Genomic DNA, 14,830 nt, shown 5'->3' with positions numbered 1-14,830 from the left:
GTCAAGGGAGCTCTATGTCGGACACCTCACACCGCCGCGAGCGCCAGCGCGAACGGACCTTGACCGAGATCAAGGACTTCGCGCGGGCGCAGCTGGTCGCGAGCGGACCGGCGAGCATCTCGCTGCGCGCCATCGCCCGGGACATGGGCATGACCGCCGCCGCCCTCTACCGCTACGTGCCCGCGCTCGACGCGCTGGTCATCGAGCTGTGCACGGACCTGCACAACGAGGTGCGCATCGCCTGCGAGGCCGCCCGCGACGCCGATCCCGACACCGACCCGGTGCGGCAACTGCTCGTCATGGCACGCGAGCTGCGACGCTGGGCGCTGGCGCACCGGCCCGAGGCGACCCTGATCTTCGGACCTCCGCTGCCCGGCGTGGAGCAGTTCCATCAGCAGTGCGAAGACCTGCAGTGCGCGGGCGCGCAGTTCGGCCAGATCTTCGTGCAGCCCATGCTGGAGCTGTGGCAGGCCGGGCGGCTGCCCGCCGTCCCGCACGTCGACCTCGACCGGCTGGCCGGAGCGCTGCCCGCGCACGGCGAGCTGCCGATCGAGGTCACCGCCGTCTTCCTGACCTCCTGGACCCGGCTCTACGGCATCCTCGCCGCCGAACTCTTCGGCCAGCTCAGCTGGGCCGCCACCGACACCGAGCCGCTCTTCGAAGCCGAACTCGCCTCCTTCGCCGCCCAGATCCCGGCCACCGCCACGCCCGCCTCCCGCCGCAACTCTTAAAGAGTCGCGGGCTCAGAGCGCTCGGGAGGCCGCGAATCTTTAAGAGTTGCGGCAGGTGGAGGGTCGGGCGGGCGGCGGTTCACTGATTGACGGGTCAGGAAGGTAGGGTGGCGCGCTATGACGAGTGACACATCCGGTCCGCAGTTGCCCGAGCGTGCGCGCGTGGTGGTCGTCGGGGGCGGCATCATCGGCACCTCCATCGCGTACCACCTGGCGCATATGGGCTGCAAGGACGTGGTGCTGCTGGAGCGGGACAAGCTCACCTCCGGCACCACCTGGCACGCCGCCGGGCTCATGGTCACCTTCGGCTCGATGTCGGAGACGTCGACCGAGCTGCGCAAGTACACCCGTGACCTGTACAGCCGGCTGGAGGCCGAGACGGGCCTGGCCACCGGGCTGAAGCAGGTCGGGTTCGTGCAGGTCGCCACGGACGCGGACCGGCTGGAGGAGTACCGGCGCGTGTCGGCGTTCAACCGGCTGTGCGGCGTGGACGTGCACGAGGTCTCCCCCGGCGAGGTCAAGGGGCTGTTCCCACTCGCGAACGTCGACGACGTGCTGGCCGGGTTCTACGTGGCCGAGGACGGCCGGGCCAACCCGGTCGACGTCACCATGTCGCTGGCCAAGGGCGCCCGGATGCAGGGCGTACGCATCATCGAGAACGTCCCCGCCACCGGCGTCCTGAAGCAGGGCAACACCGTCACCGGCGTGCGCACCCCCTACGGCGACATCGAGGCCGAGTTCGTGGTCAACTGCGCGGGCATGTGGGCCCGCCAGCTCGGCGAGAAGGCCGGCGTGAACATCCCGCTGCAGGCCGCCGAGCACTACTACCTGATCACCGAGCCCATCGACGGCATGCACGGCGACCTGCCGGTGCTGGAGGACCCGTCGTCGTACGGCTACTTCCGCGAGGAGGGGGCCGGTCTCATGATCGGCCTGTTCGAGGCGCTGTGCGCGCCGTGGAAGGTCGAGGGCATCCCGGACACGTTCTCCTTCGGCGAGCTGCCCCCGGACTGGGACCGCATGGCCCCCTACCTGGAGAAGGCGATGGCCCGCATCCCGATCTCCACCGAGGTCGGCGTGCGCAAGTTCTTCTGCGGCCCGGAGAGCTTCACCCCCGACCTGGCCCCGATCGTGGGCGAGGCCCCGGAGCTGAAGAACTACTTCGTGGCGGCGGGCCTGAACTCGATCGGCATCCTGACCGGCGGCGGCATCGGCCGGGCCATGGCGCACTGGATCCTCAACGGCCGCCCCGACATCGACGTGACCGGCATGAACATCGACCGGCTGCACACGTACCAGAGCAACCCGGCCTACCGGGCGACCCGCACCGTGGAGTCGCTGGGCATGGTCTACGCGCCGCACTACCCGGGCAAGTCCATGGAGACCGCCCGCGACGCCAAGCTCTCCCCGATCCACGAGCGGCTGCGCGCCCAGCGCGGCTACTTCAAGGACGTCAGCGGCTGGGAGAGCCCCGACTGGTACGCCCCCGAGGGCCAGGAGCCGAAGGTCGCCAAGCTGTCCTGGGGGCGGCAGAACTGGTTCGGCAACTGGGCCGAGGAGCACCAGGCCGCCCGCGAGGGCGTGATCCTCATGGACATGTCGTTCATGGCGAAGTTCCTGGTGCAGGGGCGGGACGCGGGGGCGGCGCTGGAGCGGCTGAGCGCGAACCGGGTCGACGGCGAACCGGGCATGATCACGTACACCCAGTGGCTGAACGAGGGCGGCACGCTGGAGGCGGACCTGACCGTCACCAAGCTGGCCGACGACCGGTTCTGGGTGGTCGCCTCCGACACCGCCCACCGGCATGTCGAGACGCGGCTGCGCCGGCACTTCGAGGCGACCGGGGCGCACGCGTTCGCCACCGACATGACCGGGGCGTACGCCCAGATCAACATCCAGGGGCCGCGGTCGCGGGAGCTGCTGTCGGCGGTGACCACGGCGGACATGTCGAACGAGGCGTTCGGCTTCCGGACCGCCCGGGAGATCGGCCTGGGGTTCGCCCGCGCGCTGTGCATCCGGATCACCTACCTGGGCGAGCTGGGCTACGAGCTGTATGTCCCGGCCGAGCAGGCGGTGCACGCGTACGACCGGCTGGTCGAGGCCGGGCGGCCGCTGGGGCTGCGGCACGCCGGTCTCAAGGCGCTGTCTAGCCTGCGGATGGAGAAGGGCTACCGGGACTACGGCCACGACATCGACAACACCGACTCGGTGCTGGAGGCGGGGCTCGGGTTCGCGGTGGCGCTGGACAAGCCAGGCGGCTTCATCGGGCGGGAGGCGGTGCTGGCGAAGAAGGCCGAGGGGCCGCTGCGCCGCCGCCTGCTGCAGATCCTGGTCACCGACCCGGACGCGATGATGTTCCACGCCGAGGTGGTGCGGCGCGACGGGATGCCGGTGGGGTACATCCGGGCCGCGTCGTACGGGCACACCCTCGGCGGGGCGGTCGGGCTCGCGATGATCGACGCCGGGGACGTGCCGCTGGACCAGGCGTGGATCGACGCGGGCACGTGGACCGTGGAGATCGCCGAGCGGGTGTACCCCGCCACAGCCTCCCTGCGACCCCTCTACGACCCGAAGAACGAGCGCATCAAGATGTGACGCGCGCTCGAATCTGCTTGTTATAGACGTTGGCCTATCTGGATGAGCTGGATCCACGATTCTTCATCCAGATAGGCCAACGTCGTTGCAAGGCGGGCCCCCTCGACACGCCCTGCCGGTGCCCGGCGGGGTTCGGGGGTCTGAGAACCCCGCCGGAGCGTGGGGCGGTGCGGTCAGAAGTTGGCGGTGTAGAGGAGGCGGTTCGGGGAGCCGCTGCCCGGGGAGCCGACGACGCCCGTGGTGGCGTTGGCGATCAGCGCCGACTGCACCTGGGCCGGGGTCGCGCCCGGGTTGTTCTGCAGGTACAGCGCGACAGCCCCGGCCACGTGCGGGGTGGCCATCGAGGTGCCGCTGATGGTGTTGGTGGCCGTGTCGTTGGTGAACCACGACGAGGTGATGTTCACGCCGGGGGCGAAGATGTCGACACAGGTGCCCCGGTTGGCCCAGGAGACCTTGCTGTCGTTGCTCTGCGTCGCCGACACCGTGATCGCCTCGGGGACCCGGGCGGGCGAGTAGTTGCAGGCGTTGGCGGCGAAGATGCCCAGGATGCCGTTGCCCGCCGCGATGGCGTACGAGACGCCGTCCGCGATCGACGCCTTCACCGCGTTGTCCAGCACCGTGTCCGCGCTGCCACCGAGGCTCATGTTGGCGACCGCGGGCTCGCCCGGGTCGTGGTCGGCGGTCACCCAGTCGATGCCCGCGACGACCTGCTCGGTGGTGCCGCTGCCCTCGGCGTCCAGCACCCGCACCGCGACCAGGGTCACGCCCTTGGCCACGCCGTACGTGGTCCCGCCGACGGTGCCGGCGACGTGGGTGCCGTGCCCGTTGCCGTCGTCGGCCGTGCCGCCGTCGATGGCGTCGAAGCCGGAGACGGCCCGCCCGCCGAACTCGCCGTGCGCGAACCGGATGCCCGTGTCGATGATGTACGCCCGCACCGACGACGCGGTGTTGGAGTAGGTGTAGGAGTTGCTCAGCGGCAGGTTGCGCTGGTCGATGCGGTCGATGCCCCAGGTCGCGGGCGACTGCGTGGCGCTGGCCCGGTGGATCATGTTGGGCTGCACGTAGGCCACGGCCGGGTCGGCGGCGATGCGGCGGGCGGCCAGGGCGCTGCCGCTGAACGAGAAGCCCTTCAGGCCCGCCCGGAACGTCTTGCGCAGGCTCGCGCCGTGCCGGCCGGCCAGTCCGGTCGCGGCGGAGACGTCCGTGCCGGGCTTGAGCACCACGAGGTAGCTGTCGGCCACGACCTCCCCGCTGACCGCGAGCACAGCGGCCTCCGGGGGCGCTGCCGCGGCTGCCGCGGGCAGGGCGGTGGCACCGGCCAGCACCACCGCGACACCCAGCACGAACGTGCGGGCACGTTTCATGGTTGGTTCCTCCCCTGTCAGGCCGGCGGTCCGCGGCACTGGCTCGTAGCGCGTGGCAGGACCCGCCGGAACTGTTTTGGAGGAACGTATACAGCGGAAATGAATATTTGAAGACTTATATTTATCGCTGTCTTGCTATTCACTGGGAAGGTTGGACACCTCTCCCCGACCCGGCGTCCGCCCCACCTGCCGGGCCACCGCACCCATCAACCCCGGTTCGACCTGCATAAACGCCAACGGGCCGGGCTGAGGCGCGGTGACGGTCGGGCTCGGCCTTGACCGCATCGGCTTTCATGGCGGTGACTCGGGGGAGGTACGGGATGCAGACGACAGCGCAGCGGTGGTCCACCGCGTTCGCCTGGCTGGGCACCGGCACGCTGGTCGGCGTGCACGCCGGCGGGGTCGCGCTCTGGGTCGGGGTCGGCCTGCTGGGCGCGGGCCTGCTGCTCACGCTCGCGGGGCCCGGGAGCGGCGCGGACCTGCTGCCCGGTCCCGCGGGGATCCGCTCGGACACGCGGCCGGGGCTGGACGGCCTCGGCACCCGGGTGCAGCAGATCCTGCGGCTGGCCGAGGAGCAGGCTGACGACCACCTCGCGGAGGCCCGCAAGGAGGCGTTGAAGATCGTGGCCGCTGCCCACGCGGACGCCGCCAGGCTCAGGGGCGAGCACCCCTGAGCGCCGGGGCTCGGCGCCCGCCGGGCGGCCCAGGGGCGGTCAGGCGGCCGGGGCGGGCTGCTCCGCCGCGGGCGCCGACTGACCGGCGGGCTCGGCGCGGATCTCGTGGCCGACGCTGGTCAGGCAGCGGCCGGTCTTGAGGTTCCACTTCCAGCCGTGCAACTGGCAGGTGAGCTGGTCGCCCTCGACGATGCCGAAGCGGGTCAGGTCGGCCTTCAGGTGCGGGCAGCGGCGCTGGAACGACCAGTCGCCCACGGTGATGTCCTCGGCGTCGGGCCGCTGCGACTCGTACCAGCCCTCCGCGTACTGCAGGCGCTCCTCGGACAGGCACTTGAAGAACGCGTAAACGAACTCGTTGTACTGCCCGATCCGCGCCGCGGAGAAGCGGCAGGACAGGAACAGCGAGTTGACCCAGTCGCCCTCGTCGATGTGCAGCAGGTGCTCGATCAGCCGTCGCTCGGTCTTGAACCGGTAACGCACCTTCTCGTCGGCGGCGATCCGGACCTCCTTGTTCGGGAAGTCCACCAGGATCGACTCGACCAGCTCACCGGCGGGGTCGGTCAGGTCGAAGCGCACCGGGCCGCCCACGCCCTGCGCCAGCCGCACCGACTCGTCCAGCAGCGGCTCGATGCGGGCCTTCATGCCGGCCAGCACGTCGATCTCCGGGTGCGACCAGGACGCCTTCTCCCGCTCGATGACCGTCCGCTGCCGCTCCTGGTACGCCTTGAGGTGCTCCTCCTTGCGCGCGAAGAACTCCTCCACGTCCGGCACCGGGTGTGTCGTGTCGCAGGTCTGCTCGGTCAGCGTCGACACCGAACCCGGCAGCAGCACCACCCCGTTGTTCCCGCCGACCTTCGCGTACTCCCGCACGAAGTCCGACTGGTCCGGGAAGATGTTGCCCTCGTCGCCGTGGATGTCGTTGAACTGCCACAACTCGTCGTCGAGGAAACACGGCGGACCGGCGATCGGGAACACGTACGACGCCTTCAGGTCGTCGATGTAGCGCCAGGTGCGGTCGTACTGCCGCTCGCGCTTCTGCTTGCCGAACGCCGTCTTCGCCGACTGCGGCAGCTCGTACACCATCGGATACCAGATCGCCCCCGAGAACTGCAGCATGTGCGCGTGCACGTGGCCCAGCTCGGTGAAGCGGATCAGGTCGGTGGGGCGGGCGTCGTTCTGGTTGAGCACCCGGACGCCGTCGTGCTCGACCCACAGCGACGAGTCGCCGATCGGGCCGTCGGTCGGCGAGATCAGCGCCTGGATCATGATCTTCAGGCCGCCGTCGAGCTCGTGCACCTCGTCCGACACCGTCTTGAAGAACTTCGTGAAGCCCAGCTCCCGCAGCTCGTCCTCCAGCTGCGAAGTCGGATACTCCGGCAGCAGCACGGTCGCCTTCTTCGACACGAAGCGCTTGAGGTGCGCCGCGTCGAAGTGGTCCCGGTGCAGGTGCGAGACGTACAGGTAGTCGACGTCGCCCAGGTGCTCCCAGTCCAGCTGCGAGTTGTCCGGGAACGGGAACCACGAGGCGAAATACGCCGGGTTCACCCACGGGTCGCACAGGATCGAACCCGCCGCCGTATCGATGCGCATGCTGGCGTGTCCCGTACCGGTGATCCGCACTGCCCGTTTCCCTTCTCGCCGCGTAAGCCGACCTGGTAGACGCTACCTGAGCGCTCCGGTGGGCCCGCCCACCGCCACCTCGGCTGTGGGATGCCGGACTCCCCCCGGGCTCTCGATCACGACATGCCAGACTGTATTGCCGCCACCGCGACGCGCGCCGTCGGCGGAGGCCTGGAGTCGAGAGAGAAGGACCTGATCGTGGCCGCAGAAGAGCCGGTAACCTCGCCCGACCAGCACGCTCCCACCCCGGTGAAGGCCGCCCGGATCGCCGGGACCGTGGTGATCGTCATGCTGCTGCTGATGCTGTTCGGCAACCACGAGGGCAACGTCGAGACCCTCTGGCTGCTCGGCACCGCCGGCGTCCTCGCCGCGATCATGATCATCGACATCGTGCTGCGCCGCAACGGCCTGCGCGACTGACCTGGTAAAAAGGCCCCGGCCGCGCCCTTCGCAGGGCTGCGGCCGGGGCCTTCGTGCTTTCGCCGGTCAGCGCCGGCCGACGATGTCGCGCACCTCGCGCAGCGCCTGCTCGACCTCGGCCTCGTAGTAGCCGCCGGGCACCAGGTTGAGGCGGCCCGCGTCGAGCTCGCCCTCGTTGACCGTGCCGCCGGTGCGGCCGGACAGCGAGCCCAGCACGTTCTCGAAGAGCCGGTCGACCTGCTGCGGGTCGTAGCCGCTGCCGAACCGGCGCAGCTGGAACGTCCGCCGCAGCTGGTCCACCCGGGCCAGCTCGCCCGTGTAGGCCGGGCCGGCGGGGGCAGCCGGAGGCGGGGGCGGGGGCGGCGCGAAACCGCCGCCGCCACCGTACGTGGACGGGTTGGCCGAGGCCGGGGGCACCGCACCGAACGTGTTCGTGGCGTCGTTGTCGTAACCGCCGCGCTGCGGCGCGCCGCCGTACACCGGCTGCTGCGCCGTCACCGAACCGAAACCGCTGCTCGGCCCGTACGGGTCGACGCGCGGCGGCTCGTTGCGCGGCGGCTCCGGCATCCGCGGCGGCTGCGGCCGCTCCATCCGGATCTCACTGGTCATGTCGGAGCGGCCGTGGCCACCGCCGAAGCCGTCGAAGCTGCCCTGCGGGCCGGGCGGCACCGCGGGCGCCTGCTGGCGCTCAGGAGCCTGCTGGCGGTCCGGACCGGGGCCCATCGAGCTCTGGCCCGCGTACGAGGGTTGCTCGTCGAAACGCGGCTCGTAGCGCGGCAGGGCGCCGGTCGGCGCGTTGGCGGCCGGGGTGCGGGTCGGCAGGGGCGGGGGCGGCGGGCCCATCCGGTCCGGCGCGGGGGCGGGGGCCGGCGTCGGACCGCCCAGCCCGGCGCGCAGCTCGGCGCCGCGACCCGGCGCGGCCGGGCGCTCCTCCAGCTCGGCGAGCTGGCGCTCCACGCGGTCGAGGTGCAGGTCGACCTGCCACTCGTCGTATCCGCCGAAGCGCACCCGGAACACGACGTCCCGGACCTCCTGCGACCTCACCTCAGGACCGACCGGGGCGCCGTTGAGCGTCGCCTCCACCCGGTCGAGGAAGGTGTCCACCTCGTCGACCTTGTAACCGCGACGGACCGCCCGGCGGCGGAACCGCTGACCATGCGAGCTCACGACCGAACCTCAATCCTGTTATTGCCGCTCATGTCTTCTCCTCGCTGCGCTCGCACGCAGCCATGAGTCGAAGGTTTCATGATTCGCTCGCAGCGCCCGCTCATGCCTTCTCCTCGCCGCGCTCGCACGCAGCCATGAAGAAAGGTCCCATGAGTCGCTCGCAGCGCTCGCTCATCCCTCAACCTCGCTCGCAGCCAACTGTCCACATGCGCCGTCAATCTCGCGCCCCCGGGTGTCACGCACCGTAGTGGCCACTCCGGCCGCGCGCAACCTCCGGACGAACTCCCGCTCGACCGGCTTGGGACTGGCGTCCCACTTGCTGCCGGGCGTGGGGTTGAGCGGGATGAGATTGACGTGCGCCAGCCGCCCCGCCAGCAGGCGACCCAGCAGGTCGGCCCGCCACGGCTGGTCGTTCACGTCCCTGATCATGGCGTACTCGATACTGACCCGGCGTCCCGTGCGGGCGGCATACGCCCACGCGGCGTCGAGCACTTCGGCGACCTTCCACCGCTGGTTCACCGGCACGAGTTCGTCGCGAAGGTCATCATCGGGCGCGTGCAGCGAGAGCGCAAGAGTCACGGAGAGGTCTTCCTCGGCGAGCTTGCGCATCGCGGGGACCAGACCCACCGTGGAGACCGTGACGTGCCGCTGCGACAGTCCCAGGCCCTCCGGCGCCGGGCTGGTCAGGCGGCGCACCGCGGCGATGACCCGGTTGTAGTTGGCCAGCGGCTCGCCCATGCCCATGAAGACCACGTTGCTCAGCCGGCGCGGCTCGCCGCCCATGACGCCCGACTGGGCGACCCCGGCGAGATACACCACCTGGTCGACGATCTCCGCGGTGGACAGGTTGCGGGTCAGCCCCGCCTGGCCGGTGGCGCAGAACGGGCACGCCATGCCGCAGCCGGCCTGGCTGGAGATGCACACGGTGACCCGGTCGCCGTAGCCCATCAGCACGCTCTCGACCATGGCGCCGTCGTGCAGCCGCCACAGCGCCTTGCGCGTGTCGCCGTCGTCGCAGGACAGCTCGCGGACCGGGGTCAGCAGTTTCGGCAGCAGCTGCTCGGTCAGGCGCTCGCGTGCGGCGGCCGGGATGTCGGTCATGCCGGCCGGGTCGCGCTCCAGCCGCCCGAAGTAGTGCGTCGACAGCTGGGTGGCCCGGAAGGCCTGCTCACCGAGGTCGGACACGGCACTGCGCCGACCGGCGAGATCCAGGTCGGCGAGGTGTCGCGGGGGCATGGAGGAGCGGCGCGCGGTCGCGCCGTCACCATCGGTAACGGAAATCAGCGGAAGGCTCGTCATGACTGGTCCAGTGTCCCACGTTCGCCCGAGGGCGACAGCCCTCGATGGTGCCAACAGTGCTGCTCGGGGTCGTGCCACGCCTGCCTGTGCCGCCCGCTGTGTCTCACCTCACGCGGGCGGCGCGAGCACGGACAGCAACAGGTACGCCGTCGGCACGGCGAAAACGATCGAGTCGAGTCGATCCATGATGCCGCCGTGGCCCGGCAGGATGTTGCTCATGTCCTTGATGCCGAGGTCGCGTTTCAGCAGCGACTCGGCGAGGTCGCCGAGCACCGCCGCCACGGACACCACCATGCCGAACAGCACGCCCTTCCAGGGCGCCACGTCCAGCAGCGCCCACAGGATCGCCGCACTGCCCGCGCCGGTGGCGATGATCGAGCCGGCGAAGCCCTCCCAGGACTTCTTCGGGCTGATCGTCGGGGCCATCGGGTGCTTGCCGAACAGCACGCCGGACACGAACCCGCCGGTGTCGGAGAGCACGACCGCGGCCAGCGTCGCCACGATCCGCCACTGCCCGTCGTCGGGCGTGGTCAGCGGAGCGGCGAAGCCGAGCAGGAACGGGACGTACACCATGATCAGCGCGGCCGCGCCCATGTCCCGCTGATAGCCCGCCGGGCCGTCGCCCATCCGCCACACCATGGTGGCCAGCACCGTGATCAGCAGGCCGATGCTCAGCGCGTCGACACCGGAGAACCAGGCCAGGCACATCATCGCCACGCCGCCGCCGAGCAGCGGGATCAGCGGCGGCCGCGCCCCGGAGGTGCGCAGCGCCCGCGCCATCTCCCAGGTGCCCAGGCCGGCCGCGGCCACGAGGATCACCAGGAACAGCGGCTTGAAGAAGAACAGCGGCGTCAGGATGACCAGGAGCAGGCCGACCGCGACCAGGATGGAGACGGGCACGTTGCGACCCGCCCGGCCGTAGCCCTTCGCGGGCTCGGCGGGCTCGTCGGCGCCCGCGGCGGCGCCGTGGTGCTCGATCTGCTCATCCGGCTGGTCGGCGCCGTCGCCGTGGCGCGCGCCCCCGGCCCGGCGGCGGGTGCCCCGCGGCTCGTCGGCAGGCAGGTCGGAGGGGTCGTTATACGCGTCGGGCGCGGCATCGTAGGGCTGCCGCGCCCGGGACGCGCCGGACCGGCGAGGGTCCGCGTCGTATGGCTCGCTCATCAGACTTCGAGCAGCTCGACTTCCTTGTGCTTGATGAGCTCGTCGATCTGCGCCACGTACTTGGCGGTCAGGTCGTCGAGCTCCTTCTCCGCCCGGCGTCCGTCGTCCTCGCCCGCCTCACCGTCCTTGACGATGCGGTCGAGCTCCTCCTTGCCCTTGCGGCGCACGTTGCGTACGGCGACCTTGGCGTCCTCGCCCTTGCTCCGCGCGACCTTGGTCATGTCGCGGCGGCGCTCCTCGGTCATCGGCGGCACGAGGATGCGCAGCTGGGTGCCCTCGTTGCCCGGGTTGACCCCCAGGTCCGAGTCGCGGATGGCGCGCTCCATGGCGCCCAGCTGGGACGTGTCGTACGGCTTGATGATCACCATGCGCGGCTCGGGCACGCCGATCGACGCCATCTGCGGCAGCGGGGTGGGCGTGCCGTAGTAGTCGATAACGATCTTGGAGAACATCGCCGCGCTGGCACGGCCGGTCCGGATCGCCGCGAGCTCCTCCTTCGCGTGCTCGACCGCCCGGTCCATCTTCTCCTCTGCTTCGAGGAGCGTGTCGTCGATCACGGGCTTCTCCGTCTCTGATCGTGTGCCGCGTCCGACCCGGTGGCGGCGCGGTGGCCGGTAGGCCCCGTCCCGCGGCCCCACCTGGTCGCCGGGCACTGACTCCGTGCTGTGCTCTGTCTTCGATCATCCGCCTGACGGCGGCCTGATGCTCGCATCACGTCCGAGCCCGCGTGGACGTGTCCGCAGCCGCGCACCGTCTCCACGCCCGGAACCCGTCCGCCACGCGGCCATAGGGTACCGCCCGTCACGTCCGTCCCTGCGCGAGGCGTCCCACCCCACCCGTCCGAACCCGCCCAACCGGCCCTCCGGCCCTCACCCGCCCCCCACCCGGCGCAACTCTCAACGAGTCGCGCCTACCGGACCAGCCCTTCGCCGCATGTTCTTAAGAGTTGCGGCGGGGCCGAGGCCGGCGGGGCCGGGGCCCGTGGGGCCGGGGCCGGTGGGGCCGGGGGTGGGGGCGGGTGGTGGGTCAGGAGGCGGTGATCAGGGTGCCGATCTTGTCGCCGCTGACGGCGCGGACGATGGTGTCGTCGCCCTCGGCGCCGAAGACCAGCATCGGCAGGCCGTTGTCGGCGCAGAGGCTGAACGCGGCGGCGTCGGCCACCCGGATGTTCTGCCGCAGCACCTCGCTGAACGTGATCTGGTCGATCCGGACCGCGTCGGGATTGGTACGCGGGTCCGCCGTGTAGACCGCGTCCACGCCGTTCTTGCTCATCAGCACCACGTCGGCGTGGATCTCCAGCGCTCGCTGGGCGGAGACGGTGTCGGTGGTGAAGTACGGCATGCCGGCGCCGCCACCGAAGATCACCACGCGGCCCTTCTCCAGGTGCCGGATGGCGCGCAGCGGGATGTACTGCTCGGCGACCTGGGCCATCGTGATCGCGGTCTGCACCCGCGTCTCGATGCCCTCCTTCTCCAGGAAGTCCTGCAGCGCCAGGCAGTTCATCACCGTGCCGAGCATGCCCATGTAATCGGCGCGGGCGCGGTCCATGCCGCGCTTCTGCAGCTCGGCGCCGCGGAAGAAGTTGCCCCCGCCGACGACCACGGCGACCTGCACGCCGCGGCGCACCACGGTGGCGATCTGGCGGGCCACTCCGGCCACGACGTCCGGATCGACGCCTACCTCACCACCGCCGAAGACCTCGCCGGAGAGCTTCAGCACGACCCGATTGAACTGGTGTCCGGACATCAGCGACCTTTCGTCTCACCGTCGGCGACCCCGCGGACGGTATGGAAAAGGGAGGCCGTTGGCTGCCACCAGCGACCTCCCTCCTTAGTGCGTTCCGCTCGGGGCGGCTCAGGCCTGGCCGACCTCGAACCGCGCGAAGCGGGTGACCTCGATACCGGCCTCGGCCAGCACCTGCTTCACCGTCTTCTTCTGGTCGGTGACCGACGGCTGCTCGATCAGGACGAAGTCCTTGAAGAACGAGTTCACCCGGCCCTCGATGATCTTCGGCAGGGCGGCCTCGGGCTTGCCCTCCTCGCGAGCGGTCTGCTCGGCGATGCGGCGCTCGGACTCGACGACCTCGGCCGGCACCTCGTCACGGGTGACGAACTTCGGCCGCATGGCCGCGATCTGCATCGCGACCGAGCGGGCGTCGTCGGCGCCGGCCTCGTCGGCCTTGCCGGTGTACTGCACGGCCACGCCCACCTGCGGCGGCAGGTCGGCGCTCTTGCGGTGCATGTACACCGCGACGGGGCCCTCGAGCACGGCGAAGCGGCCGATGACCAGCTTCTCGCCGATCTTGGCGGACTGCTCCTGCATCAGGTCGGCGACCGTGCCGTCACCGAGCTTCGACGCGAGCAGCGCGTCCACGTCGGCCGGCTTGTTCTCGGCGACGTGGGCGACCAGCTGGTCGGCCAGCGCGACGAAGGCGTCGTTCTTGGCGACGAAGTCGGTCTCACAGTTCAGCTCGAGCAGGGCGTTGCCCTTGTGCGCGACCAGACCGTTGGCAGTGGAGCGGCCGGCACGCTTGCCGACATCCTTGGCGCCCTTGACGCGCAGGATCTCCACGGCCTTGTCGAAGTCGCCCTCGGCCTCCTCGAGCGCCTTCTTGCAGTCCATCATGCCGGAGCCGGTCAGCTCACGGAGCCGCTTGACGTCTGCAGCGGAAATAGTGGACATCAGTTCCCTCTTTGGTAGAAGACTTCGCAAGTCGTATCACACGGTGCGGGTCGGGGACCCGCACCGTGTGACAGCGGGTCACTCAGCGGCGGCGTCGGGAGCGGTCTCGGTCGGCGCGGCAGCCTCGGCGGCCGGGGCGGCCTCAGCGACCGGGGCGGCCGCCTTGTCTCCGGCCAGCAGCTCCTGCTCCCACTCGGCCATCGGCTCGTCGGCCGCGACGGTGCCGGGCTCCGGCTTCACGTCGCCGCCACGAGCGGCCTTGCCCGAGCGGGCGATGAGACCGTCGGCCACCGCGGTCGCGATGACCTTGGTCAGCAGCTCGGCCGAGCGGATCGCGTCGTCGTTGCCCGGGATCGGGAAGTCGACCTCGTCCGGGTCGCAGTTGGTGTCCAGGATCGCGATCACCGGGATGCCCAGCTTGCGGGCCTCGTCGACGGCGATGTGCTCCTTCTTGGTGTCCACGATCCAGACCGCCGACGGCAGCTTGGTCATGTCCCGCAGACCGCCGAGGGTCTTGGTGAGCTTCGTCTTCTCCCGCGACAGCTGCAGGGTCTCCTTCTTGGTGTACCCCGCGGCGGTGCCGGTCAGGTCGATCGACTCCAGCTCCTTCATCCGCTGCAGGCGCTTGTACACCGTCTGGAAGTTGGTGAGCATGCCGCCCAGCCAGCGGTGGTTGACGTAGGGCATGCCCACGCGCGCGGCCTGCTCGGCAACCGCCTCCTGGGCCTGCTTCTTCGTGCCGACGAACAGCACGGTGCCGCCCTCGGCGACGGTGTTGCGGACGAACGCGTACGCCTTCTCGATGTAGTCGAGCGTCTGGCGCAGGTCGATGATGTAGATGCCGTTGCGCTCGGTGAAGATGAAGCGCTTCATCTTCGGGTTCCAGCGACGGGTCTGGTGCCCGAAGTGAACGCCGCTCTCCAGCAACTGGCGCATGCTGACTACAGCCATGTGTAGGCCTATCTTCTCGGCACGGGCCAGGGCCCGCGCTTTCCCTGGTTGAACCGGCAGCCGGTGGCTGCCGCCTGGCGCCCGATCGTCGGCCATGGTGGAACCCCGCGAACGGGGACCAGGGAGGCCGCCGCCCTGCCTGTCTAAAGGCGGGAGGGCGCGCGAA

Annotated in this window: 13 protein-coding genes; 4 read left to right on the top strand and 9 right to left on the bottom strand. The window is 70.5% G+C overall.

The genetic code is table 11. The features are described 5' to 3' along the window. Positions 1–14 precede the first annotated feature (14 nt). On the top strand, positions 15–731 hold the full coding sequence (locus tag F6W97_RS20865) for a TetR/AcrR family transcriptional regulator (protein WP_155372125.1): 717 nt from the start codon (positions 15–17) through the stop codon (positions 729–731). A 117-nt stretch (positions 732–848) separates the two neighbouring features. After that, the gene (locus tag F6W97_RS20860) at positions 849–3,326 is read left to right on the top strand and encodes a GcvT family protein (protein ID WP_155372124.1); all 2,478 of its coding nucleotides are present in this window, start codon (positions 849–851) and stop codon (positions 3,324–3,326) included. A 173-nt stretch (positions 3,327–3,499) separates the two neighbouring features. On the opposite strand, the gene F6W97_RS20855 is transcribed toward F6W97_RS20860, so the two are convergent. Next, entirely contained in the window at positions 3,500–4,690 is a 1,191-nt protein-coding gene (locus F6W97_RS20855; RefSeq protein WP_155372123.1) for a S8 family peptidase, read from the bottom strand. Positions 4,691–5,010: 320 nt separating this feature from the next. Between F6W97_RS20855 and F6W97_RS41415 the strand changes: the two genes are divergently transcribed. Further along, complete coding sequence (locus F6W97_RS41415) at positions 5,011–5,364, top strand: hypothetical protein (protein ID WP_155372122.1); 354 nt, start codon at positions 5,011–5,013, stop codon at positions 5,362–5,364. Positions 5,365–5,403: 39 nt separating this feature from the next. Here F6W97_RS41415 and F6W97_RS20845 read toward each other — a convergent pair whose 3' ends face one another. Next, complete coding sequence (locus tag F6W97_RS20845) at positions 5,404–6,978, bottom strand: Rieske 2Fe-2S domain-containing protein (RefSeq protein WP_196279317.1); 1,575 nt, start codon at positions 6,976–6,978, stop codon at positions 5,404–5,406. Between the two features lie 204 nt (positions 6,979–7,182). Between F6W97_RS20845 and F6W97_RS20840 the strand changes: the two genes are divergently transcribed. Then, complete coding sequence (locus tag F6W97_RS20840) at positions 7,183–7,404, top strand: DUF2631 domain-containing protein (protein WP_230686963.1); 222 nt, start codon at positions 7,183–7,185, stop codon at positions 7,402–7,404. Between the two features lie 66 nt (positions 7,405–7,470). Here F6W97_RS20840 and F6W97_RS20835 read toward each other — a convergent pair whose 3' ends face one another. From F6W97_RS20835 to rpsB, 7 genes are all read right to left on the bottom strand, one after another. After that, positions 7,471–8,571, bottom strand: coding sequence for a DivIVA domain-containing protein (locus tag F6W97_RS20835; RefSeq protein ID WP_155372119.1), 1,101 nt, complete (start codon positions 8,569–8,571; stop codon positions 7,471–7,473). A 171-nt stretch (positions 8,572–8,742) separates the two neighbouring features. Then, a complete protein-coding gene (rlmN, locus tag F6W97_RS20830; RefSeq protein WP_155372118.1) occupies positions 8,743–9,870 on the bottom strand; it encodes a dual-specificity RNA methyltransferase RlmN in 1,128 nt (375 codons plus the stop codon). A 108-nt stretch (positions 9,871–9,978) separates the two neighbouring features. Further along, on the bottom strand, positions 9,979–11,031 hold the full coding sequence (locus tag F6W97_RS20825) for a phosphatidate cytidylyltransferase (protein WP_155372117.1): 1,053 nt from the start codon (positions 11,029–11,031) through the stop codon (positions 9,979–9,981). After that, positions 11,031–11,588 (bottom strand): ribosome recycling factor, encoded by a 558-nt coding sequence (gene frr / locus F6W97_RS20820; protein ID WP_120318523.1) that lies wholly within the window; start codon positions 11,586–11,588, stop codon positions 11,031–11,033. The genes F6W97_RS20825 and frr overlap by 1 nt, the downstream gene beginning before the upstream one ends. 469 nt (positions 11,589–12,057) lie before the next feature. Next, positions 12,058–12,777, bottom strand: coding sequence for a UMP kinase (gene pyrH / locus F6W97_RS20815; RefSeq protein ID WP_120318522.1), 720 nt, complete (start codon positions 12,775–12,777; stop codon positions 12,058–12,060). Between the two features lie 108 nt (positions 12,778–12,885). Beyond that, the gene (gene tsf, locus F6W97_RS20810; protein WP_155372116.1) at positions 12,886–13,713 is read right to left on the bottom strand and encodes a translation elongation factor Ts; all 828 of its coding nucleotides are present in this window, start codon (positions 13,711–13,713) and stop codon (positions 12,886–12,888) included. A gap of 78 nt (positions 13,714–13,791) precedes the next feature. Beyond that, the gene (gene rpsB / locus F6W97_RS20805; RefSeq protein ID WP_155372115.1) at positions 13,792–14,664 is read right to left on the bottom strand and encodes a 30S ribosomal protein S2; all 873 of its coding nucleotides are present in this window, start codon (positions 14,662–14,664) and stop codon (positions 13,792–13,794) included. Between the last annotated feature and the right edge of the window lie 166 nt (positions 14,665–14,830).

Origin of the sequence: Catellatospora vulcania, assembly GCF_009720385.1 — a bacterium.
GTDB lineage: Bacteria > Actinomycetota > Actinomycetes > Mycobacteriales > Micromonosporaceae > Catellatospora > Catellatospora vulcania.
The sequence above is the reverse complement of the archived record's forward strand: the minus strand, read 5'-3'. Positions and strand labels throughout refer to the sequence as shown.

What these genes read in the sequence shown, in the direction of transcription:
- F6W97_RS41415 (WP_155372122.1), top strand. Translation starts at nt 5,011, where the DNA reads ATGCAGACGACAGCGCAGCGGTGGTCCACCGCGTTCGCCTGGCTGGGC.
- F6W97_RS20865 (WP_155372125.1), top strand. Translation starts at nt 15, where the DNA reads ATGTCGGACACCTCACACCGCCGCGAGCGCCAGCGCGAACGGACCTTG.
- F6W97_RS20855 (WP_155372123.1), bottom strand. Translation starts at nt 4,690, where the DNA reads ATGAAACGTGCCCGCACGTTCGTGCTGGGTGTCGCGGTGGTGCTGGCC.
- pyrH (WP_120318522.1), bottom strand. Translation starts at nt 12,777, where the DNA reads ATGTCCGGACACCAGTTCAATCGGGTCGTGCTGAAGCTCTCCGGCGAG.
- rlmN (WP_155372118.1), bottom strand. Translation starts at nt 9,870, where the DNA reads ATGACGAGCCTTCCGCTGATTTCCGTTACCGATGGTGACGGCGCGACC.
- F6W97_RS20825 (WP_155372117.1), bottom strand. Translation starts at nt 11,031, where the DNA reads ATGAGCGAGCCATACGACGCGGACCCTCGCCGGTCCGGCGCGTCCCGG.
- rpsB (WP_155372115.1), bottom strand. Translation starts at nt 14,664, where the DNA reads ATGGCTGTAGTCAGCATGCGCCAGTTGCTGGAGAGCGGCGTTCACTTC.
- tsf (WP_155372116.1), bottom strand. Translation starts at nt 13,713, where the DNA reads ATGTCCACTATTTCCGCTGCAGACGTCAAGCGGCTCCGTGAGCTGACC.
- F6W97_RS20860 (WP_155372124.1), top strand. Translation starts at nt 849, where the DNA reads ATGACGAGTGACACATCCGGTCCGCAGTTGCCCGAGCGTGCGCGCGTG.